This is a genomic window from Haloplanus rubicundus, assembly GCF_003342675.1.
GTDB lineage: Archaea > Halobacteriota > Halobacteria > Halobacteriales > Haloferacaceae > Haloplanus > Haloplanus rubicundus.
Genome location: NZ_CP031147.1, coordinates 186,913 through 211,722, shown reverse-complemented (window position 1 = coordinate 211,722; position 24,810 = coordinate 186,913). Strand labels below are relative to the sequence as shown.

Here is a 24,810-nt window from a genome sequence, read left to right as displayed (position 1 = left end):
CGAACAGACAGATACGCTCCCTGTAATCGCTACGACTACTTATGCTCGGATATCCCTGATAGGGGACTTGCACTCTGTTGGAACCTTCAGTAGATGATATATTTTGGCGATCGTACTACTACACAGCGCGACTCTCGCACGGCATCAGTTCAAAAACCGAGTATCGGAATTGACTAATCCCATGAGTTGACCAAACACTCTGGTCGGAGTTCTCAACTATTTTATTAACGAGTTAATTACAATGAACCGATAGAAAATGACAGATTCCAGTAATCCGTACGATCTGCAGCGGTTTGTTGAGGCACAGGATCCTGTGATCAAAGATGTGAAGAAGGAACTGCGGTCGGGCCGCAAGCGGACTCACTGGATGTGGTTTGTCTTTCCTCAGATGGAGGGGCTCGGCCGTAGTCGGAAGGCGCAGCGCTATGCGATATCGTCACGAGACGAGGCCCAGGCTTATCTGGCACATCCGATACTAGGTCCGCGCTTGCGCGAATGCACGGAATTGGTGAATGCTATCGAAGGACGCTCGGCGAACGAGATATTCGGGTCCCCAGACGACTTGAAGTTTCGTTCCTCTATGACGCTCTTCGATACGGTCGCAGATGAATCAACCCCGTTCAGAATAGCGCTAGAACAGTATTACGACAATGAACCCGATCCGAAGACGCTAGAACTGTTGGAGAGTGCCTGAATCGCTTCCGTGAATAGCGTGTCGAGAATCGGGCCACAGCACCGCGAGCCAGCACTATCGCACGTTCGACGAGCTGGAGAAGTTGTGATTTCGGGAGGTCAATCATCTCCCCTTGTGATATCCTCCATTAGATTTCTCAGCTAGGGTTTCAACAAGGCCCGGGATTTCTGAGGTAGTGAGTACGGGGTTAGCCAACGATAGGTAGCTCCGAGATTGTTTCCGCAATCGACTCACGGTCTGCGTCACCTGGTTCAAGCACGACCGCAATATCGTGTTTATTGCAGTACGATAACACCCACCGAAGCCCGTCTGCTGGGCGCTGCGTTTCGGGAAGCCCATCTGAAGTCGGGTCATTGAGATGGATTGCTTGGATTTGCGAACCACCGACGATTGCGAGCGTGGCGAATACGGGACGCCACGGACTCTCCTCTGGAGGGGGTGCTACGTCGAGATCGGAATCATTCTTGCTTTGTTTCACATTGTCCCGCAGGAACTGCTGGAAGGCCTCTGATAGCTGGTCACGAAGTTGTTCATCGGCACGCTCCAGCAGGGACTCAAACGCTCTGTCGTCAACGGTGAGCGCACGCCGTTCCATCGCTACGTGTGCAGTATCGATTAGTATCGACACGTCATCGAGTCGAGGTACCTGCTTGGCGAGAAAAGCCAGCGCCGCAATATCCTCGGGTGTGTGGTAGAACGAGGAGTCGGGCGTGTTCTCGACTGCGAGGGGATAGCCACCGACTTCGGTAATTGTCGCAAGCCGTTCGACGTGCTCCCGGTAGTCGAACGTACGCGTAGTGTGGACGGTCAGCCATGTGGGATGAACTCGGTCGCCGAACGCCCTATGTACGAAATCGGTTATGTCGCCGACGTTCCCCGGTGCTACGCTTAACCCTTGAGGCTGGCTTGTCCCAGGTGGAAGGTGAATACTGGTAATGGATTCAGGAGAGACACCCTGCATCTCACATTCATCTGAGAGGGTATTGTCCCGAGATAGAGACTCTGTATGCTTCCAATCCAGTTTTGCTTCGATTCCGTTCGCGAGGCTCTCGGCGTGACTGAAATGCTCAGGAGATGCCGACATCAATATGGGAACCAGCATAGCCGAACTATCGATGCAGACGATGTAATGGTTCGGTAGTTTCTCGCACGTTCTTCTCGTCCTCTATTTTGTTACTGGAATCCCTCCTCACATCAGTAAGGCCGATGATAGACTCAATATGGGTGATCGGTAACCGATATTGGCTGGGAAACTTACTTATCGGTTCCACGACTCGATTTTCGATTGATGGGACGGCCAATCCGTGTCTCTATCCCGCGTCACGTTCTTTCCAGCGAGAACCCCGTTCGTCAGGAGTACCTCAGTACGATCGCCAACATGGATCTCAGTATCGAGCTTTTCACGCCAGATCCACCGGGGGGACATGGACCACTCGGGTCGTTCCTCAATGAAGAGCAGTACAACGAATCCGCTGTGAAACATGCATCACAACGTGATCTCGACGTGGAATCGGTCCACTGCACCCCTCTGCTCAGTGGCTGTAGCTCGTCGGGAGGGAAAGCCTGCGCTGACAAGGTCCTTGATGCACAACTCGGATTCCAAGATCGGGAGTCGGGTAGGGACGCTGACGACGACGGTGTGAGTCGTTACTCCTACTGTGACCCGTCAGTGTTCGTTTTCCACCCACCGCGAACCTACGCGAACGAGAACGCGGATCTACAGCGAAGACGAAAACGGCTGGTCGCGACGCTCGGAAACGCTCTATATCGACTTGAGAGCAACGAGAATCTCGACAGCGTTCCGGCCCTGACGATTGAGAACGTCTGTCCGAGAGGGCCCTTCGAATATCTTCTCACCGAGGCATCGGACGTGGCGAAGTTCGAGAAGGCGAGAGCGGATTTACAGCGCGAGCAACCAGAAGACGTTGAGGTGCCGCCAGTCCAGTTTACTGTCGACCTCGGTCACGCACCGAACCCGCTCGCCATGTTGGATGCAGTTGGGTGCCCAGCACACGTCCACCTTCACGGGTCGCTACCCATTACGGAAACTAATCGTCTCCAGAGCATCCGGGACAAGTATGGGATCGGAGAGGATGCTCTGCGTGGACTCAAGGAGCCACCTGGAGAGGTGCAACATCTCCCACCACAGGACGGTCAACATGACCTAGACAGAATAGTGGAGGTTCTAGTTTCATTAGGCTACAGCGGCCCCGTCGACTTGGAACTCGCTCCCCCCTTCCGTACCTCCGAGACGCTGAGAAAGACTATCGATGCTCTGCGCACTGCTGGTTGGTGACTTCTATGCCGAAAGGTTGCTCTGGCAGCTGATTCAACGTAAATGACTATATCGTCCGACGTTTTCGCGTGACTGAAGCTATTAGTATAACATCGACGGCGCATCGTATAATCGTTCACGGAGTAATGATTTCACGGACAGCCGCATTGAGACAGCTATTCAATAGACGTGTGCAAACAATACCATCTACGAGCGGTTTCGTGTGGGTTGGTGCCGGGAGTTGTAATGAGCTACGACGTCCGCTGATCACCGTGTCACATCTACCTCAGACAAATCAACGTACCGGGACGAAACGAGAATCAGATAATCGACGGAGATAAGAATATAACCTGACCAACACTCGTACTTTCATATGAGTGATCCCGACTTCAAAATTCCAAACGATGACGATGTATCACCTGCTGACATCCATCCAGATGCAGACCTCGCCGGTGTCGATCTCTCTAGATCGCTTCTCGCCGGAGCCAACCTCGCCGGTGCAGACCTATCAGAGGCTATCCTCACTCGTGCCAACCTTCGGGAGGCCAACTTGATTGAGGCAGACCTCTCAGACGCCAATCTCAACCGCGCTGTTCTCAGTGAGGCCGACCTCACCAAGGTCGACCTGTCAAACGCGAGTCTCACCAAGACGAAACTGGTCGGTGCGGACCTTTCCGATGCCGACCTCACACACGCCCGCTGCCCCGCAGCCGATGTCTCTGATGCTGATTTCACCGGCGCCAACGTCTCCGACGCTGTTCTGTTGCACACGAAGTAAAAGCCTCTATTGACCAGCTACGCACCAAGATTAAGTTTCTCGGCTAGGATATCAACAATGAAGGAGCACCAACACCGGAATCATCAAACTTCTGGATGATGCTACTGGTCACAACAGTCGCTCCGACAAAAATCATGACTGGGATACCTAACATCCCGGACGAATTCGAATCAGAAGAAGAACTCAAACAATATATTGACCAGCTTTACAACCACCTCGACAGCTTGGAAGAAAAACCGGAAGAACACGGGGCCAGTAAACTTGAGATGAAAAAGGAGCTGAACCAGATTGAAGACCAAATCACAGCCAGTACTGAGGAACTAGAAGAGATTCACACTGCTTTAGAGGAGATCATCCAGAGCTTGGAAAGTATCGAACTCCACGGTGAACCTAGCACTGTCGGGCTGCAAGAAAATCTCCGCAACCCCGACTTCGGAGGAAATTAACCTCTTAGATGTGGCAAAGGAGTTCAGTATGCACACTTGTTGATCAGGTGATTCATCTCCAGAAATCCTGAAACCATCCACCTTGTGAACTTTTCTATAATATCTTATACATAGGCAAACTCGACATTCGAGATAGCTTCACGAACCGTCGAGAAGTCGCGTCCCGGTTTGGGTAGGAAGTTCACACTCCTCGACACGGGTAATCACTCGATTGATATCGTATTGCACCCGGCGGAGCTCGACTTCGTCAGCAGCAGTATCGAGGACCGCGTACGCAGCACGCTCGTCGTGGTCTCGTGGCTGGCCGACACTCCCCGGATTCACGATGAGCCGACCGTCGATCGTAGCTTCATGCTGGACATGGGTGTGGCCGAGTACGATTCCATCGTACTCATCCAGATAGGGTCGCATCTTCGGGAACTGTGCCGGACGCACGTAGGAGCCGAGCCTGTTTGGATCCGGATGGCTATGCACCAACCGATACGCATCCTCCGCGAACTCCATCCGTAGTGGGAGTTCAGCGAGCCACTCTCGCTGCTCATCGGTCAGTTCCTTTTGGGCGAGTTCGAGTCCAGCATGAGCCATTTCGTTGTGTTCGTAGCGGTGTGGTGTCTCGACGTTTCGGTCGTGGTTACCTTGTACGACAAGTGAACTAACGGCTCGAACGCGTTCAAGACACTCCCGTGGCCAAGGATTGTAGCCGACGACATCACCCGCACAGATTATGTCGTCGACAGGCGGCATATCATCCAGTACGGCTTCGAGGGCTGGCAGATTGGCATGGATATCGGAAATCAGGCCAACTCGCATACAGATAACTCAAGAAGCATCGCTGAAATGCTGGCGATTAGCCTACTCACGGTGTTGTGTATAGATCCGAGCTGCCTGTCGAATCACAGCTTCGTGTGGGTCAGCGGCGTTCCGACGATTCTTGACCTGTTCGAACGCTGTTTCTAATCCGACTTCGTTGTAAAGCGCGAGCGCCGTCGCAGCCACCGCTGGACTGCGTGAGGCACCCGCCGAACAATGAACGAGAACATTGTCACTGGTCCTTAGACGAGACAACACATGAGTAACAGCTTGTTCGAAGACCTGCTGATCGTTTTGAGGTCCATCTTTCATAGGTAGACGTACGACCTTCAGGCCCGAGGGAAACCCATCATCCGGACCTTCATGTGTTAACGAGACGATGGCCTCAACGCCGTATTCGCACATTAGCGCCTTATCCCCAGCGTCTCTAGCCGTTCCAACGAACAGTCCATCTACAACCTCGTCCATCGCTACAGATCACTTCTCAGCGAGTTCATATACGACTTCAACACCCTCTGAAACGGTGATGGGGGCAGGATGTAGATTCGTGTCGGGACTCGAAGCAAACGCCTCGTCGGCAATGGTTTCAAGCCCTGTGCTTACCTCTTTGGTCGTTGCTTCCTGAATCTCGGCTAAGACAAGACCCTCTACAGATGCAATTTGCTCAGCTTTCTCACGGGCACGTTCCATAGCCGACCTGATGGCCTTGTTCTGAAGTTCCAGATGCTTGTCCTCATGGAGGTGGAAATGAACGGACTGAATCTGCCCTCCAGCAGTTGTCACATCAACCACCACTGCCTCAGCATTTTCTGGCAGGCACTCGATGTGAAGTCGCTCAGTCGCTTGAAACGGAGCATCAGTAGCAGGATCAAATATTTCATCCGTATCCTGAACCTGCAGATCGACAGTCCTGACTTGGTCGGGCGAAACATCTGTTACCGACTTCCGAAGAGTGAATGCGCGATCTTTCGCGATGGCTCGTGCAGCACCGGCAGATTCAGCCTCACCGATTGCTACTGCCTCTACTATCGCGAGATCAGGTGCTGCCTCACATCGAGCGATCGCATCAGTAGTAATGGTTCGGGAGGTCATACTCATCAATTCATTCTCTCCGTAGAGGATAGAAGAACATAATATTTTGTCAGACACACAGAACGTCGAGGTAACTCCACTACGGATAGCGGCTATTTGTGCTACAGCCACTATAGATACACAGAATGCTGACTGACCCTCCGAGAAACGCTAGAGTGCACTCTCATCGACGGCGGCATAGAGCTCCCCGATATGATCTGGGCAAACGGCTACCGAAACACGAACACCGGTATTGATGCCAGAATTAAGCCAATGCTCGAAGTCGAGGATTCGGTCCCTCGTTGCTACGACAAACTGTGAGTGCGTGATTAAATTCCAAAGATTCCAGCGAAGACGGTGAACAGTAGTCCTCCCATCGAAGCACCAATCATCGCGAGTCCCCACGTCATACCGTGATAGCCTCAGGTCCATGTCCGCCCTCGAGGCGTCCCCGCGGCCACAGCCAAAGCGAGAAGCATGCAAGGCTGAGATAAGACAATGGAGGCGTACACGTTCGTCGTTGAGGTTGGGTGGGACGAGCCGATTTTTGACCCGTTCAGATGGGCACTCGTTGGCTGAGTCCCCGAGTGTGACACGTTCGTTCCGAAATCAGCTATGGATGAGATGTTCGAGTATACCGGTACCGTACACATCGTCGGCCGCCTATCAAGGGAAACGTACGTCTCGCGGTCGGAGGCATCAGTCAGTCGGCAGGACGCGGGAGCATTCGTTCGGCTCTGGACCAGACGACACGTCGCAGCGAACACCAGGTAAGCCGTAGAGAAAATCGTTCGGGAAGCGGACTTCCCAGACGATTAGCGACTCGATGGGGTCTACCCGAGCTCACACACCGCGGAGTTCAGGTCGCAAACGTTTCAGACAACACCCGAAGCACGTTCGCCATCGGGGTCACACAAGCAAGTCCGTGGGCCCGCAGTACGCTCACTGGCTGCGGGTGCTTCAAACGGAGGAAAGACTCGCGTGCAACCATCGCACGAGTTTCCAGTGGAAGCGCGACACGTTCCTCAAACCCGACCGGCACTACAGCAGCGCAACTGGCCGCAGCGAGTGGACATTTGACACTTAGCCGCGGCGCCCGTCCTGATCCGCTCTGTGACTGCTACTTGAGACACTGCTGTCCTGACAGACCCGCTGCGCTGTTGAGCGCCAACCCGCCTTTGAGCTCCGTATTGACGGCCGTACTGAACCCATCCTCTCTATTCACTGCGTGGGTTCTGGCAGGTGTTGAGAGAATCAACAAGGACGTCCCAACCCAGAGGGAGAGGGTTAGAATTAGGCAGCGTCTGCGGGGGTGACAGCCACGACTGCGGCGTCGATCATACTCAAGTTATCGCCGTAGGCCGCCGTCGCCTCCTCACCATACCGGGCGTCGCCAGTCTCAAACGCGTCGAGACGCTCGCGCGTCTGGCTGGCCGCTTCAGCCAACCACGCCTCGCGGGTCGTTTCGTCGACGGTTACAATCGTTTCGGGTTCGATAGCCACGTTCACGCGGTCACCCGCCTCGTAGGATCGGAGTTTCCCGACCACGGCAACGTACGACGGCGTGACCGCCTGCTGGAAGTACTCCATCGCTTCCGGCTGGTATTGCCCCGCGTAGACGAAGACCGACTCAGAGCCGGCGTACACGCGTCCTCGCCAGTACTCGGTACTCGACCCGACGTCCCTCGTCTCGGTGAGCGCCCCAACGATCAGCACGCGGTTCACCGCGACGCCAGTCGGCGATAGACTGAGCACCGGCGCTCGCTCCTCGTCGGATTCCTGAAACGTGTGCGTTGAACCGTTGATCTCTTGGGCGAGCATCCGTCGAGCTGGCTGGCGGGCCGTCATCGCAGGTTCAAGCGCCTCGTCACTGAGATTCTCCTCGGCGGACCCTTGGGCCACGTCGTCGACGAGGAAGTACTCGCCCACAACCGGTCCAGTGAGCCGGTAGGGCCGACCGAGCACCCGCTCGACGAGTTCGTCGACGACGACGCTGGTATCGAGTGCGTCCATCGCCATCGCCTGGGCATCTGCCATTGACAACCCTGAAACCACGGTCGTCGCCTCGGCGTCGAATATCGCGTTGATCGACCGGTTGCCGTCGTCGACGACGGCCTTGATTCGGAGATCGAATTCACCCTCAACGCCGCCATGCTCCGCACACCGCTCCCCCGAGAGTACCCGGGTACAGTTGGGCTCGGGACAGCGCTTGATCAGCCCCGATCCCTCCTGGATAGCCACGATGGTACCACTGATGATGACACCCTCTGCAGCCGCGTTGACCGGCTCCTCGGATGGTTCGACGACGCTCGCTGAATTGAGACTCACCGAGTAGCGGCCTTGGTACTCGTCGGTGACGACGTTCTGGAATCGGTACGTCTCCCCCTCGGCCAATTCGGGAAGGTTCGCGCTCTCCCACTTGACGAACTTGAGCCGGCCGGACTCGTCACCGAGTAGCCCGACTTGCGCAATCTTCTCGCTCCGGGGCTCCCAGAGTTCGACGACCTCGGCGACGAGGTCAATCCACTGGTCAGGTTCTGCAACGTCCCCGAGCATCGCACGCTCGAACTGCGAGCCCGTCGAGTACCCGGCCAGCGTGGCGAGTTCGGCCGGGAGATCCGATCGCTCGAGTCCGGCATCGCGCATAACCCCTCGGACAACCGCCCGAACGGCCTCGTCCACGGGAACCTGATGGGCGACCAGTTCATCGAGGCGCTGCTCGATTGCCTGTCGGGTGATCTCTCCTTCGAGCGCTAACCCGTCACTCAGCGACGTCGTAATCGCGTCGAAGTGGGTGATGATTGTTTCCGCACGGTCCTGTAGCTCGGTCGTGGTGGTCTGCGACATCTCGAAACACTCCTGAGGACGCTCAGAGCACCGCTCGCGATTCCAACACAGCGTCGGAACCTCGTGCCGTGCTCAGCCTCCTCACTCCCTTGGAATTGATAAAGGCCGGGCGGCAGGCTGAATCGGTGGATGGGAGATCGCCGTCCGGAATCCTGTCGTCGCGTTTTGTTCTTGGCTGGAGAGGCCTCGTGCTTGTCACAGCCACCGTCGCCGGAGCCAGTCCCTCAGTCGTGACTCACCCTCGTCCTCGGGTGGCGAGATTTCCGACTCGTGCTCCGATGCGGATGACCCGGGCGTCTGTTTCGTGGGCTCGATTACGTCTCGATTATCGCTACGCGACTCCTCGATATCGAGGTCACCTTCAGGGGGTGCAGCAGGCTCGCCTCGTGGGTCGATATCATCCGTATCGGCCCCGTTCTCAAGTGGATCGTCGCCAGGGAGAGACGCGTTGCTGGACTGGAGATCAAGCGCAATGCGGTACCATCGAAGGCGCGTTTCGAGGTCTGCGATCCGCTCTTCGTAGGCATCAAGTTGCTCCTGTTGTCGTCTAACCTTGGTTGCTAACCGCTGGGCGTCCTCGACCGCGTCCATATCGAGTGGTGGCACTGTACCGTCCGTCGATCCCTCAGTGGAACGGTGCGGACCTGCTCCCGGAGTCGACGGGGAGGAAGTAGTTCGTCCAGTCGACCTTTCTGATGTCTTCTGCAGGTCGACCCCATCATCCTCTTTCGAGTCGCTCGCCGGCGGGCTGTAATAGTCGTCGAGTTTGAGGAGGGTTCGAGCGATGCAAACCTCGCCGTACGTGGCCCCGTTCCCGTAGTGACGCCGGTCCCATTTTTCGCGCATCAACCCAGATTCCCGGAACAGTTGGTCCATCCGCTCGGGGTCGCCAGCGGTCCAGAAGGCTAAATAAAAACACAACCCCATATCTGCCTCCGACTGCGATGGATAGCGACTGTCCCGTCCACGCCACAGCGAATGATCGCCGTCGAGGAGCGCCTGGATAGTCGCCCCGCTCTTCGAGGCCGTCGCGCGCCTGAGCAGTTCCGCGTACGGAAGGTCCACACCCGGACCCGCAACCTCGTCGATGGTTCGGGGCACGGGATCGGGAATTTCGGCCGGCGACAGTCCATGCAGTGCCGCCTCAAGGGCCGGATCGTCCACCGCTGGCGGGTTCCGGCCGAACTTCCGGCGCAGTCCAGAGTGCGGCCCCACCGGTTGGGCCGACATCCCGTCCTCACTCGCACCCTGTAGGGTTCCATTCGAGGTCGCCTGGTCCGTCGCCTCGGTCAGCGTGATCGCCTCGTTGTCGCCGGCGGTCTGGACGAACTCGTGATGCACCGCGAGCAGGGCGTCCTGCCGGCGGGCGACCACATCGGGTGTCTCGGAGAGGTGCGCACCAGTCACGGTGAAGAAGCGATCCCGGTCGTACATCTCGACGTCGCCCCGGCGATTCCGTCCCGGCGGGAGTTCCCCCTCGACGAGAACGTGGATACCCGTCCCCGAGGGCGAAACCTCAGTGTAGGAATCGAGGCGGTCGACGATGGCGGCAGCCCATGGCTCCAGTTCCTCGCTGTTGGCGTCGCGACAGTGATCCAAGTCGACACCGACGATCCGCTCCTCAGGGTCGAATACGAAACCCACGCCGTCGGTCCGGGTGGACGACTCGCGATGATATGTCACCGCCGTCTCGAAGCCTCGCCACGTCCCCGGATCGGTGGCGCTTGCGAACACCGTCCCGCTCGTCGGGTAGGGTTTGATCGGGACCTTTGTCGGCTTGCCGTCGCGGTCGTCTTCACGCCAGCAGATCCACTGCTCGAGGTCGGTCAACTGCGCGGGGATCGAATCGGTGTCAAGCGTCGGTGTCATAGGTATCCTGAGCGTGGTGGCGATCGGTATCGGACGTGTGAGAGATTCGGATCACTAGCTCGCTCGTTACGCCGTTCACTCGGTTGATGCCTCAGAAATGTGTCTGGTGCGTGTTGGCCCGTCCGGCGACCGACGAGCACTCTCCACGACCGACTCTGTCCAGACGGAATCAGACGCGACGTGCGAGCGACTTGTTGGGGTGAGCGAGGTGCGTCGTCTCCACTTCGAGTTGCAGGTCTCCAAACCGTCCGACTGCGCTCGCTTGTGGGTCTCCCGGTGAGCAACGGACCCAACCCTACTAAGCTATGTATTCGTCGAAGACCTGCATGGACAGTCGAGCATCGCGGAAAGATGCTCCTGTTCGATCTGAGGGCGCTAGGAGACCTGCAACACATCACTCGCTCTCCTCGTCTGAGAATGCCTCCACGGCATCGATGAGGTTGGTCGCGCCGAGGATACGCCACTCGGTCAGGTCACCGAACGTCTCTTCGGAGATGATCTCGTAATTGTTGACACTTTTGTATGGGACATCACTCACTCGTCCCGCCTCGTGAAGGGTTCTGACAAGTTCGTGTGCGGTGTCGTAGTTGGGGACGACCCACACCCGCAGAATGCCCTCGTTCCGAGCCATGTCGTCGTAGTGCTTGATGATCCACTCGGGGCGAAGATTCGTGACCACCTCACCGACGCACCGGAGGCGCTGAGTACCGTCTGGGCGCTCGATAAATGCGGCGACATCATAGATCATCCCGCCACCCATCGGCTCATAGTAAGTCTCGACGACGAAGTCCTGGCGCTCGATATACCGTTTGAGGTACTCGACGTACACTTTGTGCTGAACCTTTTCGTGCGGGTCACCGGTGTTGCGACCGCGGTACAGCGTCCGGTCGACCGCCGTCTGTCCCTCGGGAGTGACGTAGTAGTACTTGCGACCACGGATGCGCTGGATCTCCAGATATCCGCACTCCTCCAGTTTCGAGATGTCGATGTCACTACCGGCGGTATTCCTGATAGTAGTCATCGACTCCGTGAGATCGTAGCCATCGAGTTTCCCGTTGAGTGCGTCGATCACGCGGCGGAGAAAATGACGCTCATCGTCGGTCAACGCCCCATCTCGCGCCACGTCGTTGGCGTCTTGTTCTGAGGTACCGCCATCTGACGTTCGGGATGTGGCATCGCCATCGGGTCGGGAGTCGGAATCGTCCGAGTCAGGTGTCCCGCTAGAGAGATCATCTCGGGTCCGTACGGAGAGATCCTCCGAGGGTGTCGTGCCGGTACCCATGGTCGTTCCGAACTCATTCGAGCCCCCACCTGACCGAGAGCGACCGTCTGCATGCTCGTTCGAGGGCTGGTCGTCGTTCTGCTCCGACGATTGCTCGCTCGACGTGTCGGTACTACTGCGCTTGCTGTGACGCTCACCAGGATCCTCGTCAGTGGGCCGTCCGGTGTGTTCGGTCGCCTCCACCAGCCTGTCGGTTCTGCCGGAATTCGTGGCACCAGCTCCCCACCGCGCAACACGCTGGGCAGCATCGGGCGGACAGTTCACTCCCGGCAGGAGGCAGTAGGTGAATCGCGTGCGCGACCACTGGAGGTGATCCGCCTCCTGATAGGTCTGTGCTTGCGCTCCTCCGTCTCCGGGATCCGAGCGATACGTCCCAGGATGTACGGGGTCGTCGCTGTCGCTGTGACCGGACGGAATCGGGAGCGGTTTGAGCGTAACCAGCTCCGGGGTGTCAGTCATGAACCCCGTATCAGGGAGTTGAGCCAGCCACTCCCCGCGAGGGAGTGAGGCAACCCGGTTGGCCAGCCCTTCAGCGTCCAAGTCCTCGTGGAACAGTGTCGTCGCGAGTTCGTCGTCGATGGCGAGCTTCCCGATTAGCTTGGTGTTGATGTTCCGGAGGATCTCCTTGTACGCTCGCGTGTCCAGCGCGTCGCGTTTGACCTGTTCAGGGAAGTGGACGATCACCTCGAATGCGAGGGCGAACTCCCGAGCGTCGGGAATCATCTCGTTGCGTACCAGACCGGCTTTCAGCACCGGCGCGGCTTCGTCGATAATCAGGTTCACGCAGTAGTCGTCCGCCGGCCCGGGGAGATCCCGATCCCAGCGCTTGCGCAACCGGACCCACGACCAGAGATAATCGAGCATCAGTACCGTGAATAGGTTGCTCGAGGCTGGCCGGAGATCTCCCGTGTCGATGAGGACGGCCGTCGTCGAGTCGAGGAGCGCGTCCAGATCGAACAACATCTGGTCGTCAGCGTAGGTGTCGGCGGTGTCGTCCCACTCGGGAACGAAGTTGAGCATCCGCCAGATGAAATCGCGTTCGCGGAGTTTGGTGATCCGATTCAGCACCGCGTCGATGGAGGTTGCAAATCGGCGTGGATCACCGCTGAGGTGACGTCTGAGCGTTTGATCGAGATCATCATCCGTCACCTTCGGGAGATACTGATCGCCTTGTATCTCGGCGCCTGTTCGCTGCATCTCGATGACTGCCTTCTGCATCTCGGTAGCCGCCGTAAGCAGGTCGCTGATCGCGTAGGCGTCCTCGCCGTGGATGGGGTCGAAGAGCGCGACTATCAGGTTCGAGAGGATTTCTTGGGCGACGAACGCCTGGTTGTGCTGTTCCTCGCCGAGGACGTACGTAAGCAACTCGTTGTACCGATCTACCTTCTCCTGGACGGCCGCTTCTCGTGAGACCCCGGCGGCGAGCTGCGGTCTGATATCAAAGAACGGGAATGCCGGCAGTTCGCCGTTCGGGCCTGGCACCGGCAGATGGACGATGTCGTCAAGGTCGCCAAACCGGTGAAAGTGCGCCTGCTTGTACTCGCTGGCCATGCTGCCGCCTTTCTTATCGAAGATGAAGATCGGCCCGTCGAGTTCCGCGTAGGCGGTTAGCGCATCGTTGATCATCGCGGTCGTCTTGCCGCTGCCCGTCGTCGACGCCCGGAGGACGTGGTGGACGAGCTGTTCTGCGGTGAGGTGAACCGGAATATTCGGACGTGAGAGCGAGGCTGTCTCCGCCTCACCGATGCACATTCCAGTGTCGAAGGTCCGGAGCAGCTCTTCGTTGGTCGCGGTCAGTGGCGACCGCACGTCTGGAGTCCCACCAGACGCCCCGCGACTCGGCTTGGGAAGTGCCCCCGTGCTGGGGACTGTAACGAAGTTCGCGAGTTCGTCCGGGCTGGTGACGATCACCGGCGCGTCGTCACTGAAGCGATCTCTGAACCCGACGCGCCCGAGTCCGGCCTCGGTGAGTCGTCGGTACTCGCGGTCGTCCTCGCCAACCACGCTCCCCTCAATCCCGTAGTAGGGACCGCTAAGTGCGGTGAAAGCCCCCGCGATGCCACCGATGACGGCCGTGTCGCCAGCGGCTCGGAGAGAGATATCGAAGGTTACGGCGGGCTGTTTGAGGTCGATCTGACCCATGCGGCTGTGCTGAGTAGACTGCCCACTGGCGTCCGGTCCGCTGATGGTGCCGCCGATCTGTTCGGGTGTGTCCGGACGGTGACGCTGGCGTCGTTCTTCCTCGGAGGTCCCGAGCAGCGTCGCCGCCGCCTCCTGCTTGAACGCGCTCCACATGCTCGTTGTTCCCATCTTGAGGTTGCGCTTGTGGCGTTCGGCGTCCGTCGTCCAGTCGCGCTTCGGGGTGAACACCACCTGGTAGACGAACGGCTCGTCGGTCGCGAGCGTCTGTTCGAGGAGAACGCTCAACGGGGAGCGATACCCGTCGTCAGCGTCCAACGAAAGTTCGCTAAATCGCGAAAGCAAGGTCATCCAGTCATTGTTCTTCGTCTCGACGCCGTGCCATCGGACGAGTTCGGGTGGCTCGCGCTCGTCGGCGTCACTTAGGCCCTCACCCGTAAGTGAATGAGCCGCCTCGATGTCGAGCGGCTCGAAGCCCTCCAGTTGGCTGAGTTCGTCGATGCCTTCGAACTCGGCGAGCTGTGCGGCCTCCCCCGAGGCGGATGGCTCGAATACCTCGACGACGGAGAAGGGGACGACCTCGAAGTGGAACGACTCGGGGTACATCGCTCGGACGTTCGCCGCGAGCGTCTCGAAGGCTTCCCGCTCGTAGGGGCGGACACCGAGGTAGAAGTCGAACCGCTGAGTGGCCCGTGGCTTGTGGATCAGGAACTCGAAAGTGAGGTGTGTACTAACGAACGAGAGTCGCTGTTCGAGGCTGAAGGGCATCTGCCGGCCGCTACCAGTTCGGTAGAGTCCGTATAGCGCCTTGACGACGTGACCCGGCGTGACCTGCTCGCGGGCCGGTGTGATCTTGATGAATGGTCGTGTGGTGTCGTTCGACTCCGCGGCACTCGAAGAGTCATCCGAATCGTCGCCGTCCGCACTCGCCCCTGTCGAGGTATCCTGTGCGGCGACGTTCTCTGAGGTGAGCGAACCTTCTGAGTCCCCAGGGTCGACGTCGCTCGGAGCAGTACCCTGCAGGCGGGCCGCCACAGCCTTGCGGAGTTCGTCGTCGCTGACATCCGGTATTCGACCGCGACGATTCGACCGATCTGGCTCACGCACGGGTCGGCCTCCGAAGCCTCCCCTTGATTAGGGACGTATCGTTCGCCCAATGGCTGGTGTGTGAGACGTACCGCTGACGATGATGTGTACTCATGGACGGGAGATTGATGAGGTCGAGAGGTGGTGCTGAGTCGCGGGTGGATAGCTCACCCGGCGATGAACTCAAGCAGGGAGACGAGGGCACCCAGCCCGAAGTACGCGACGACCATCGCAGCCCCACCCATCGTGAGTTTCATGCCGGTTTCGGAGCGCTGTGAGTTGTTCCGGGCGCTAAGCCAGACGATGAACCCCAACACCAGTATGGTCAATCCAGCGTACTGGAGCGTGATGTAGAGGACGTTGTACAGGTTATCGAGGATCGTCTCCCAACCGGATGTGTTTCCTCCTCCCCCGCCGACCGGCGCCTGTGCCGCGGCACCGCCGGTGAAGAACACGAGGGTGACGAAGACCGCGATGAAGACGATCTCGAAACTCAGGATGGGTTTCAGATGCGTGAGGCGATTCGACAGTCGGTCGACGGTGTGCTTGGGAATCATTGCACGGCCGCCGTTTGCGCCCAACCGTGATTGTAGTATCAGGTGTTCGCACTGCGTACCCGTGCGCGATGCGTACTCGTACGCGTTGCGTACAGAGTCCTCCCGGAATATGCGTCTTTTGTGGGATGTAGAGTAACAGTTAAGATTGGTAACTACTCTCATAGAGATGAACTCGTAGTCGCAGTTCCCGACTGGTAGCATACAGGCAGTGACCACCATGGAAGTCAAAACTCCATCAGACGGCCCCGTCCTCACGAGGAGGTCGTCCCAGCCATGAGCAGGAAGTCGATACCCGTCAGCGAACAAACGCGCGACCGCCTGCTCGCGTACAGCAATCGAAACCTACTGCAGGATCAGTCCTACGACGAGGCAGTGAACGAACTGCTCGACTGGCTCGAATTTCCCACGACCGACGAAATCTACCAGAACTACAGCGTCATCTGGGACGTTGTCCCGCGGATGTGCGATGAGACAGCTGAGCAAGAGGATTTTGAACCGCTAGTTCGGATTGAGCCAGTCAGCGATCACGACGACTAGAGCATCCCGATCACAACTCCAGAGGATCGGTCACCAACTGAACCCCACATTTTGTTCGGCTGTTCAAACGTTCCTCATTCGAATCTTCCTGCGTGACGAAATTACCCGAACCCCACCGCGGTTCCGTGTATTCTGTGACAGGCAAGGAATCTCCGACAGCGCTACAAAGCGGTGAAAACGCTCGCGAAGACGGTGAAAAGAGTCCCACCCATCGAGACGCCGATCATCACTAGACCGTAGGTGACGCCGTGGTAGCCACGAGTTCGTGTCTGTCCGCACGGACTGCCCACAGCCCACAGCGCTGCCCCGAGCGAGAAGCAGGCCAGGCCCAGAAACGAGAGCATCCCTGAGACGGCCTGTGCAATCGGGAGTAGTTCACTCGCGCCTACGGCCCCGTAGGGCCAACCCGGTGGGAGGAATCCGGAACCACCCATGACGTACGCAACGAGATCATAGAACGCGCTCAGCCCGAAGATTGCCACGAGTGCTGCACACGCTCCGAGAATCATCCCTTGGAAGCGAAGCGACCGGCGAGCGTTTGACCCAGAGGCCCAGTAGCCCATTACCCCAACGACGAGCGCACAGAGTGCGATGTACTTCGCCGTCAGTTCAGCCACGATGAACAATCTGAACGCAGTATCGACGATGGCGGCGACGGAGGGCATACTGACGATTCTCAGTTGAATCCCGGCGCCTCTGAGCAAAAATACTCAGAATGTACGCAATGCGCACTTCGGATCAAGCGCCGATGACCACTGATTGTGGGCAAAACGTGGGGAATAGCTAATTTGGCAGCGATACAGCCAAGCTACTACTCCTCGAAGTGTGCCTGCTCAACCGTCGACGCCGGCGGGAATGAAGTTCGTCAGTATGTACAAAAATGGACATCGCGGTGCCGCGCTCGTGCTAATGGCCCCTCTGACAGCTGTCTTCGGAGTACTTGGTCTCGGGATGAGTATGGTGGCAGTTGCCGTCTGCCGACTCCCCGATATCGATCACGACTACGCGTGGTTGGCACATCGTGGGCCGACCCACACGATCTGGTTCGCGACCGGGGTCGCCGCGCTGGTCGTCGCGGGCGGATACGCGTGGCTGTCAGTATTACCGGTCAACCTACCCGCCCTCCTGCTCGCACTACTCCTCGGAGCGACTGTCTTTCTCGGCCTCCTCTCACACCTGTTCGCTGATGCGCTGACTGTCGGGCGGGGTACTCACGCGATCAGACCGTTCCACCCGCTGTCTCCACATCCGTGTAGACTCGGGCTGGTTCGAGCAGATTCTGAATTCGCTAACACTCTTTTGCTCGTTGGTGGGATGCTATTTCAAGGTTTAGCGTTTGTTGTCTCGGTCAGCAAGGTGACTGGCGTGGTAGTTTGAGAAGAATATCGAAAAAAGCCGTAGAGTCGAATCGGATCCTGTCCGTTTGCTGGTAGAACGGTAGTGATGAATACAAAGCGCATGACTCTATCTCCAGGATTTAATGTAATCCTCTATTTACTATGATTATGGACATTGGAGGCTACGATTTCAGCGGCGTATTCACCAATGGCGATCAAATCCCGGCACACAATATCGGCGTCTACGTCGTTCTCTGTCTAATTGATGATCATCCCCACTGTGTCCTCTATGTCGGGACCTCGGAAGGCGGCACAGGACGAGCAACTGGGGCAGATGTTACTGAGACTGGGAATCTACAGCACACTCTCCGTTATCATGACAAACGTGACTGCTGGCAGGAGGAGACACATGGAGAAGTCGGGTATTGCGTTAAACCTGTCACTGACACGGATAGGCGACTAGAGATTAGGGACGAACTGCAGTGGAAGTACGTGACGCCTTGCGGTACCGATTCCTGGGATACTGCGTCGCAAACGGACGAAGCAGAGTTCAAACACCAATTCGGTGCACGGGGCAGCGAATCAGTTTGACCGAGGACGACAATCTGATTTGGAGAGAATAGACCACCGCGGCGCCAATATTGATCACCTACCAAATCAAATCTAACTCCAACATGGACAACCCCGTAATCAGCACATATGAGGCACCGAGAGACTTTCCAAGCAAACTCCCCTCGCGACCCCCAACCGAAAACGGAATCTATCAGCTACTGGAGGTATGGGATAATGTCACTAATATCAATTCACTCCGTGCTGAGGACTGGAATGGACACAAGAAGAGCCAATATATGCTTTGGACGACAGATGCTGGGCGACAGTTTCGAGTAATTTGGAATGACGACGAGGGTGTATTTTGTGTGAAAGAGCGTACGAAGCCCCTCTGAATCTGCATTCCTATTGCTCGGCTAGTGTTAAGAAGACGAAACAGAGCCTCTCCATAATATATTCACTTTACTGATAACTACCAGGGAGTTCGTTGTCCCCGTAGTGCATACCGAGTGCGAGTCCATTGGAGTCTGCCCAGAGACTATAGTGTGGCAACTCTGATCTGTATCTGTCCGTGTTCAAATCCCTCCGAAATCAATTTCTCGCGGTTGCCAGCCTCTTGATAATGCTCGGGTTCGCTATTAGCGCCCAACTGACATCTGCTGCTCCGCGCTCACAAGTACTGGCTGCAACCGTCGTAGTACTGGTCACGCTCCCAAGCTCGTACTGGTTGGTCTACAGGCATGGAATATCGTTCTGAGAACGAGTTCGAAGGACGTCCTCTTTCTAACGGCTTGGTGACAAAGAGTGAGTGATATAAACGACCTCCCCGTGCTGAGTACACCTCTCCTATGTCTACTATGTCTGCTTTCATTGAACGGCTTGTTCCAGAGAAAGTCGACTACGACGAATCCAACGAATAAATTCCTATGACTCATGCCGGGCGACGTCGCATATACCGCATCCAGAACACTGCGAAAATCCCGAGCACTAGCCATTCGACGAAGAGCACCACGTTCGATACCGCGTCGTTCAGGTAGCCAACCACTTCGATCGCATCGACGACGATTGAGGCACTCGAGACATCCACCGCCTGCGTCCGCAGGTAGTACGTCGAGTGCGGTTCCCACCAGTCGTCGCCGGTGAACCGCGCTTGGACGATTGGTCTGTTAATGTCGACCGTCGCGACGCCGCTCGCATTCGTGACCACCGCCGGGACCGTGGCCCCGTCGACGTAGACCTCCCGCCCGCTAATCGGCGTGCCATCCGCCTCATGAAGCGTTATTTCTGCAGTCCCCGTTCCGTCGTCAATCGTCACGTTCAGCACCGATTCCTCGTACCGCGTGACCTGCTTCCGTGTCGTCACCGGGAACCCCCAGATATCGACGGCACTGACGGAAATCGACTCGCCGGTCACGGCATCTGTACTTTTCATGGTGCCCGCATACTGGTCGTACAGCGGAGTTCGATTCGCGTTCTCTGGTGCGACGATCGTATCCGGAAGCAGTGTCGCTTCGACTGATCCGGCCTCGTCGACACGAGTCGTCTCCCACCAGATGTGCCGGTCGGCGGGCTGGTCGGCGAGGACGCTCACGTTCGCGGGACTCATCCGATACCGTAGCATCGCCGGGTATTGCCCGCCGTACGAGTGCGACGCGGCAACCTCCGAGGTTCCGCTCTCAGTTCGTTCCTCGACAGCGGTGTTCCGCGAGACAGAGAAGAACCGCCACGGGGCAGTCACGTACATCGTCTTCTCACCGACCTGTACCTCGACGTGCTCCCAGCCAGCGGCGCCGGCGGCCAGTCCTTGCTCACCCGTCCACTCAACCGAGACGACGTCGTCACCGGGCCGGTCGTAGACGTGGACATCGACCGAGAGATCGTCGCTGTTGATCGTCTCGATAGGCACCGACCGCGTGAGCGTAACCGATCGGGTTTCGACCCGCGTCCAATCCCAATCACCACACCGGGAACTGGAAACGCCGTAGCGCTTCTGGAGTTCGACATCAATCTGGAGTGTAGCAGTCATGGGGTGGGTGCCGACAGGCAACGGCCTCGGCTCGGACAGCGGTGAGGTGTAGTTCAGCGTCGTCCATTGGCCCGGTCCCCACTGCTGCATACTGATATTGCCTGCAGTGACGTCCACTACCGTGGCCTCCGAGTCCAGTAGTCGGTAGTTCGCCCACCGCGTGAGCGAGTAGGATTTCCCATTGATGGTACAGGAATCGCTCTCGGAGTAGTCCGTGGGCACGCTGATTCGGTAATCCCACGGAATGTACGTGTTCACCTGCCGGGTCTGGGTAACGTACCGACTCCGGTACCAGACGCCCGGTGTGACATCGATGAAGCCGAGATAGGCGTCTCGAACCATATCGTGCGATCCACTGCGCCACACGAGCGAGGTGGACGCCCCGTCGACGGTCGGAAACACTTCGCTCCCATTGTCCATCGGGACCGCTGCCGTGCTCCGGGCGACGCTCTCGCTCGGCGCGAGTTCGGAATACCGGAGGAGTCCTTCGACGATATCCCGCTTCCGGTCGGTGATCGTCTGGTACTCAGCGGTGTGTACCATCGCTGTCCCGGGGTTGGTAACCTCGAGAACACTCCCGTTCACCTCGACTTCAGCACCGTAGACGGGATTCCACCAGCCGTTCGGGTTCCGCACCTCGACCGTATACTCCCCGTCAGTGTCCGTTGCCTGGCTCGGGTCGGCATCGTAGAGCGGGAGGATGCGCAGTTCCCGGTCGCCCCACTTGGTGTTCCACTCCTCGAGTGTGTACCACTGATCCCGATAGGGAATCGTATAGTAGCCAGTGAGCCCGCTTTGGTACATATCCGACTCGTTGGCGATGACGAGTGCGTCGTGCGGGCGGATGCTGCCCTCCCAGAGCTGAACCGGCTGTGTGACGACGGTCCGGTTGACCTCTCGGATGGTACCGTTATCGTACTCGTACAGCTGAACCGTACTCGACCCTCGAGCTGGATCGGGATCGTTGCTGGCGAGTACCCGAAACGTGTCGTCGTAGGGTCGCTCAACGCCCGGCTCGGGGGCAGGGATTGTCAGTCCGCCGCCAAATGCCGCCCCTGCGAGGGTGCTCGTAACGACCAAGAGAACCACCCCGACAGTAACGAGCCGCGAGTATCGACTGACCGTCCGACGGAGTCGGAAACCGCCCCCATCACGACGCACTGACGGCGCTTGCTCGCGCGTCCGTTCGTGCGACGGACGCATCTCCGTCTCATCCGAGGACATACGTCAGGAGGTTCAGGAACGTACTCCAAGCCGATCCCACGACGAACAGGCCACCACCGGAAAGGGCAAGTCGACGACCCCACGTGCGCCGCTGGAGGCGGTGGCTTCCAAGCCACGCCATCAGGCCGAGGAGGAGGAGACAGAGCCCGGCGTAAATGAACACCTGTGCGGTCCAAGCTGGGAAGTTGAGGAGCGCTCCGAAGTCGACACCAGTCGCGAGCACTGTCATCTGCCACCCCCTGAGAGTCCGAGTGACGGGAGGGTCCTCATGACGGAGGCAGTCACTCCGTTCGGGAATGAGTCACAGAGAACGGGTGCCCCGCTGATCGAGTGTAGTTGCTGGGAGTCGGGATACGGTATCGAGGACAGATGGAACCTCAGAGATCGACCGTTCCCCGGATCGTTACTGCCGACGATCCGGGTTGTGATTCCATACTCGAAAGGCGGGGAGAGTCGTTGGATCATGGGAGTCGTGTTGCGGTTCGGAACCGGGGCAGTCGGGAATCACAGGAATTCCCCACTGTGGGCGTTACCAATACGTACACGACCGGGGACAAAGCGGTTCCAGGGTTACGGGAAGCGTACACGTACGCATTGCGCACACGTACGGGTCGCGCACAGTTGCGAGATGCGTACTTCTGAAATTACCAAGGTTGCTGGCCGGCCAGAAGACGTGTGATGACCAGTTATCTGCCCCGGAGGAATCCGCAGTCCGAGATGGAAGCAGCCCACATCCAACGGGAGTGCCCAATCACGAGGAGGGATCATCTGAGCGCTACCGAGCACCTGCCAGCAACAGGAACGGAGGTGACCAATGCCTGAAATCGAGATCTGCTTCGGTAGTGAGAGGGAGTACGAACGCCTCCGCGATATCCGAGACAAATACGGCGTCCAGTGGCGGGGGATGCTCATCCAGGGTGCGAAGCAACTGAAGGGGCTTCACCACCCGGGGCTGGCCCGAGACCCCTCCAAGCGGTCATTCTTGGACCGCCCCGACTGGCCAGCCGAGTTCGATATCGCCAACGCCGATGTCGACATCCCCCGGCAGCGATCCTCCGAGTCCCGATGACATCGACACGCATCGAGGTCGACGACGATCAGTTCGCCGCGCTCGAAGCTATCCGGACGCACTACGGCGTTAACTGGCGCGGAATGCTGATCCAAGGGGCCGAGCGTCTCGAAGCCGGCGTGGTGTTCCGGACTGAGTCCGAACACGGCTGTTCCCGTTCCGGCAGGAAGGAGGACGACTGAAATGCCCGATCCAGTACCGGTCGCAAGTAACCTGCTGGAATCGAAATTCCTCGGATTCTCTGTCCGCCGATTGCTGGAGTCGATGGCGATCCCAGTCGCACCCTGCGCGATCCTCTACACCATCGGATTCCCACTGCTGTTCACCTTCCCGCTGTTCGTCGTAGGGATCGGTGTCGGGTTGCTCGTCTTCGTGAAGACCCCACCCGGTCAGCGCCCGCTTCGGTACGCCCACGCAGTCGTCCGACACCGGTCGGGTGAGAACGTCTACGTCTGGGCGCCCTCGCCCGGGCTGGAGAACGACCTCGCAAGCGGGGCTCGACAAGACGACTGGCTGACCCGGCTGCCCAAATCAGGTGTCACTCCGCACCGCCCCCAAAACGCCGTGGCCACCGACGCACCAGCGGGCGCCGAAGGGAACGCCGACGAGGAGGCCCTTTGATGGCGGCCATCGGTCGGTCGACGCTCGATCTCGTGAACTTCGAGAACGTCCGCGACGGAGGTGTCGTCGAGACACCGACCGCGTACGCAATGCTGGTCGAAATCGAGCCACGGGAGTGGCTCACACTCTCCGAGGAGCGCCGCTCGGGCGTCTATGTCTCGTTCCTGACGTTCCTCCGTGGGCTCCAGTTCCCGGTGCAATTCCTCACGATGACCACAGAGTTCGACGGCGAGCAGTACATCGAGCAGTTCGTCGGGCCCGAGTCGCCGGACGCCCCAACCGCAGTGGCGACGCCGGTGATGGGTTCCGATGGGACAGTCCTCGACGAAGCGGCTTCCGATACGAATGACTCGGTGGAAGAGGTTTCGACGACTGATGGGGGCATCGCGACCGGTACGGGTACCGACGCCATCGCCGACTCGGCAGTGCTCGAGTACGGCCGGGTAGCTCACGCCGAGTGGCTGGACCGGACGCTACGGATGGCGAACGTCCGTGACCGGCGATTCTTTGTTGCCGTTGCGGTCGAAAAGGGCGAGGATGAGAGCGAAGGTGGCAGCCGGTTCGACGGAGTCCGCGACGCCCTCCCGCTCCCCACCCGTTCTCGATCCGTCGACGCCGAGGAATTCTACCTCGACGAGGTGTGGGCCCGCGCCCAGCGCGTCGCGTCCCAGTTGCCCCGGACTCGCGTCGAGTCGAACATCCTCGATTCCCGCGAAGCTGTTCTCGACGTACTGTACCGCGTGTACCGCGGACGGGAGCCGCCACTCGCGTTCAATCAAGGTACGCTCGTCGGAGTCGCAGACGAGGCCCTCACCGATGCCAACGGTGGTCTCCTCGATCTGGAGAGTATCTTCGAGGACGCCGACCGAGAGGCGACAACCGCCGCTGAAGAGTCCGAACCGGAGGACCGCCCCGAGACAGTCGGTGACCTCCCATACGACGGGCGCGTCCAAGCGGAGTACGTCGAAGCCGTCGACGGCTCGCGCCTTCTCCAGTGGTACGTCCGGAGCGTCGGACCGATCGGGCGCGGCGAGACCTACCACTCGCCGGCGTCGGTCTACCTCGGCACGGGCACGTTCGTCGCCAGCCTCGTCCTCGCGATCGTCGCGCTCGGTGCGTTCCTCGGGAGTGCCCAGCAGCTTCCCGTCGACGCCCCACCCCTCCTGGTACGGGAGGTTTCCTTCGGTCTCGCCGCCGGGAGCCTCCCGACCTTCCTGCTGAGTCTGGTCGTGCTACTCCCCTCACGGCAGGTTGCGAAGAGCCTCTCCGTCCTCGGAGTCGGTGTGGCGGCCGCGGCAATCGCGCTATTCGAGGCGGCCTACCCGGCTCAGTGGACCAGCACCCCAACCGGTCAGACGGCGGTGGTGGTGCCGGTGTACGCCGCCGGCCTCTTCGTCCTCGTCGTGGCGGTTGGCTTCGCCGTTCGATCACGCCGAGTTGCCCTCGACCACGTCGACGATGCTCCAGCGCAAGAGGCGCCACCCGTGTCCGAGGATACCGGGGCTCGCACGGAGGCAAGCGATGGCTGAGACCCGTCCTCGGGGACAACACCACGCTCGACCACCCCTCGCTACGCCAAGCACCCCCCTTCAG

At 58.6% G+C, this 24,810-nt stretch carries 22 protein-coding genes and 1 pseudogene; 12 read left to right on the top strand and 11 right to left on the bottom strand.

Annotated features, from left to right (window positions below; translation table 11 throughout):
- Nucleotides 1–256: 256 nt before the first annotated feature.
- The gene (locus tag DU484_RS00825) at nucleotides 257–694 is read left to right on the top strand and encodes a DUF1810 domain-containing protein (RefSeq protein ID WP_114604826.1); all 438 of its coding nucleotides are present in this window, start codon (nucleotides 257–259) and stop codon (nucleotides 692–694) included.
- 187 nt (nucleotides 695–881) lie between these two features.
- Here DU484_RS00825 and DU484_RS00820 read toward each other — a convergent pair whose 3' ends face one another.
- Nucleotides 882–1,796 (bottom strand): hypothetical protein, encoded by a 915-nt coding sequence (locus tag DU484_RS00820; protein WP_114604825.1) that lies wholly within the window; start codon nucleotides 1,794–1,796, stop codon nucleotides 882–884.
- 186 nt (nucleotides 1,797–1,982) lie between these two features.
- Here DU484_RS00820 and DU484_RS19300 point away from each other — a divergent pair, with 186 nt between their 5' ends.
- The 3 genes from DU484_RS19300 to DU484_RS19295 all read left to right on the top strand — a co-directional run bounded on the left by DU484_RS19300 (nucleotide 1,983) and on the right by DU484_RS19295 (nucleotide 4,193).
- Entirely contained in the window at nucleotides 1,983–2,990 is a 1,008-nt protein-coding gene (locus DU484_RS19300) for a hypothetical protein (RefSeq protein ID WP_157969463.1), read from the top strand.
- Between the two features lie 352 nt (nucleotides 2,991–3,342).
- Complete coding sequence (locus tag DU484_RS00815; protein ID WP_114604824.1) at nucleotides 3,343–3,747, top strand: pentapeptide repeat-containing protein; 405 nt, start codon at nucleotides 3,343–3,345, stop codon at nucleotides 3,745–3,747.
- 134 nt (nucleotides 3,748–3,881) lie between these two features.
- Complete coding sequence (locus DU484_RS19295) at nucleotides 3,882–4,193, top strand: hypothetical protein (protein WP_157969462.1); 312 nt, start codon at nucleotides 3,882–3,884, stop codon at nucleotides 4,191–4,193.
- Between the two features lie 138 nt (nucleotides 4,194–4,331).
- On the opposite strand, the gene DU484_RS00810 is transcribed toward DU484_RS19295, so the two are convergent.
- The 7 genes and pseudogenes from DU484_RS00810 to DU484_RS00780 all read right to left on the bottom strand — a co-directional run bounded on the left by DU484_RS00810 (nucleotide 4,332) and on the right by DU484_RS00780 (nucleotide 15,854).
- Complete coding sequence (locus DU484_RS00810) at nucleotides 4,332–5,003, bottom strand: metallophosphoesterase family protein (protein ID WP_114604823.1); 672 nt, start codon at nucleotides 5,001–5,003, stop codon at nucleotides 4,332–4,334.
- Between the two features lie 42 nt (nucleotides 5,004–5,045).
- Nucleotides 5,046–5,471, bottom strand: coding sequence for a dual specificity protein phosphatase family protein (locus DU484_RS00805; protein WP_114604822.1), 426 nt, complete (start codon nucleotides 5,469–5,471; stop codon nucleotides 5,046–5,048).
- Nucleotides 5,472–5,480: 9 nt separating this feature from the next.
- A complete protein-coding gene (locus DU484_RS00800; protein WP_114604821.1) occupies nucleotides 5,481–6,101 on the bottom strand; it encodes an SIMPL domain-containing protein in 621 nt (206 codons plus the stop codon).
- A 1,866-nt stretch (nucleotides 6,102–7,967) separates the two neighbouring features.
- Nucleotides 7,968–8,921 (bottom strand): annotated as a pseudogene (locus tag DU484_RS20650) (replication factor A); the annotation flags it as partial.
- A 195-nt stretch (nucleotides 8,922–9,116) separates the two neighbouring features.
- The gene (locus tag DU484_RS00790; RefSeq protein WP_157969461.1) at nucleotides 9,117–10,751 is read right to left on the bottom strand and encodes a phage NrS-1 polymerase family protein; all 1,635 of its coding nucleotides are present in this window, start codon (nucleotides 10,749–10,751) and stop codon (nucleotides 9,117–9,119) included.
- Between the two features lie 433 nt (nucleotides 10,752–11,184).
- A complete protein-coding gene (locus DU484_RS00785) occupies nucleotides 11,185–15,318 on the bottom strand; it encodes a hypothetical protein (RefSeq protein WP_157969460.1) in 4,134 nt (1,377 codons plus the stop codon).
- A 146-nt stretch (nucleotides 15,319–15,464) separates the two neighbouring features.
- On the bottom strand, nucleotides 15,465–15,854 hold the full coding sequence (locus tag DU484_RS00780; RefSeq protein ID WP_114604818.1) for a hypothetical protein: 390 nt from the start codon (nucleotides 15,852–15,854) through the stop codon (nucleotides 15,465–15,467).
- 273 nt (nucleotides 15,855–16,127) lie between these two features.
- On the opposite strand from DU484_RS00780, the gene DU484_RS00775 reads away from it, so the two are divergent.
- Nucleotides 16,128–16,391: a hypothetical protein gene (locus DU484_RS00775; protein ID WP_114604817.1), complete on the top strand. Its 264-nt coding sequence runs from the start codon at nucleotides 16,128–16,130 to the stop codon at nucleotides 16,389–16,391.
- 161 nt (nucleotides 16,392–16,552) lie between these two features.
- Here the strand turns inward: DU484_RS00775 and DU484_RS00770 are convergent, their stop codons facing one another.
- The gene (locus tag DU484_RS00770; protein ID WP_114604816.1) at nucleotides 16,553–17,056 is read right to left on the bottom strand and encodes a hypothetical protein; all 504 of its coding nucleotides are present in this window, start codon (nucleotides 17,054–17,056) and stop codon (nucleotides 16,553–16,555) included.
- Nucleotides 17,057–17,246: 190 nt separating this feature from the next.
- Between DU484_RS00770 and DU484_RS00765 the strand changes: the two genes are divergently transcribed.
- From DU484_RS00765 to DU484_RS20785, 3 genes are all read left to right on the top strand, one after another.
- Entirely contained in the window at nucleotides 17,247–17,768 is a 522-nt protein-coding gene (locus DU484_RS00765; protein WP_114604815.1) for a metal-dependent hydrolase, read from the top strand.
- Nucleotides 17,769–17,896: 128 nt separating this feature from the next.
- Complete coding sequence (locus DU484_RS19290; protein ID WP_157969459.1) at nucleotides 17,897–18,319, top strand: hypothetical protein; 423 nt, start codon at nucleotides 17,897–17,899, stop codon at nucleotides 18,317–18,319.
- 529 nt (nucleotides 18,320–18,848) lie between these two features.
- Complete coding sequence (locus DU484_RS20785) at nucleotides 18,849–19,034, top strand: DUF7534 family protein (protein ID WP_449405112.1); 186 nt, start codon at nucleotides 18,849–18,851, stop codon at nucleotides 19,032–19,034.
- A 174-nt stretch (nucleotides 19,035–19,208) separates the two neighbouring features.
- On the opposite strand, the gene DU484_RS19830 is transcribed toward DU484_RS20785, so the two are convergent.
- A complete protein-coding gene (locus tag DU484_RS19830) occupies nucleotides 19,209–21,527 on the bottom strand; it encodes an Ig-like domain-containing protein (protein WP_187347679.1) in 2,319 nt (772 codons plus the stop codon).
- Nucleotides 21,514–21,750 (bottom strand): hypothetical protein, encoded by a 237-nt coding sequence (locus DU484_RS00750; RefSeq protein WP_157969457.1) that lies wholly within the window; start codon nucleotides 21,748–21,750, stop codon nucleotides 21,514–21,516. The genes DU484_RS19830 and DU484_RS00750 overlap by 14 nt, the downstream gene beginning before the upstream one ends.
- A 591-nt stretch (nucleotides 21,751–22,341) precedes the next feature.
- On the opposite strand from DU484_RS00750, the gene DU484_RS00745 reads away from it, so the two are divergent.
- The 4 genes from DU484_RS00745 to DU484_RS00730 are packed head-to-tail and all read left to right on the top strand — an operon-like array spanning nucleotide 22,342 to nucleotide 24,746.
- Entirely contained in the window at nucleotides 22,342–22,596 is a 255-nt protein-coding gene (locus DU484_RS00745) for a hypothetical protein (RefSeq protein ID WP_114604811.1), read from the top strand.
- Nucleotides 22,593–22,778: a hypothetical protein gene (locus tag DU484_RS00740; protein WP_114604810.1), complete on the top strand. Its 186-nt coding sequence runs from the start codon at nucleotides 22,593–22,595 to the stop codon at nucleotides 22,776–22,778. The genes DU484_RS00745 and DU484_RS00740 overlap by 4 nt, the downstream gene beginning before the upstream one ends.
- Nucleotide 22,779: 1 nt before the next feature.
- Nucleotides 22,780–23,217: a hypothetical protein gene (locus DU484_RS00735; RefSeq protein WP_187347678.1), complete on the top strand. Its 438-nt coding sequence runs from the start codon at nucleotides 22,780–22,782 to the stop codon at nucleotides 23,215–23,217.
- Nucleotides 23,217–24,746, top strand: coding sequence for a DUF7139 domain-containing protein (locus DU484_RS00730; protein WP_114604808.1), 1,530 nt, complete (start codon nucleotides 23,217–23,219; stop codon nucleotides 24,744–24,746). The genes DU484_RS00735 and DU484_RS00730 overlap by 1 nt, the downstream gene beginning before the upstream one ends.
- Nucleotides 24,747–24,810 lie beyond the last annotated feature (64 nt).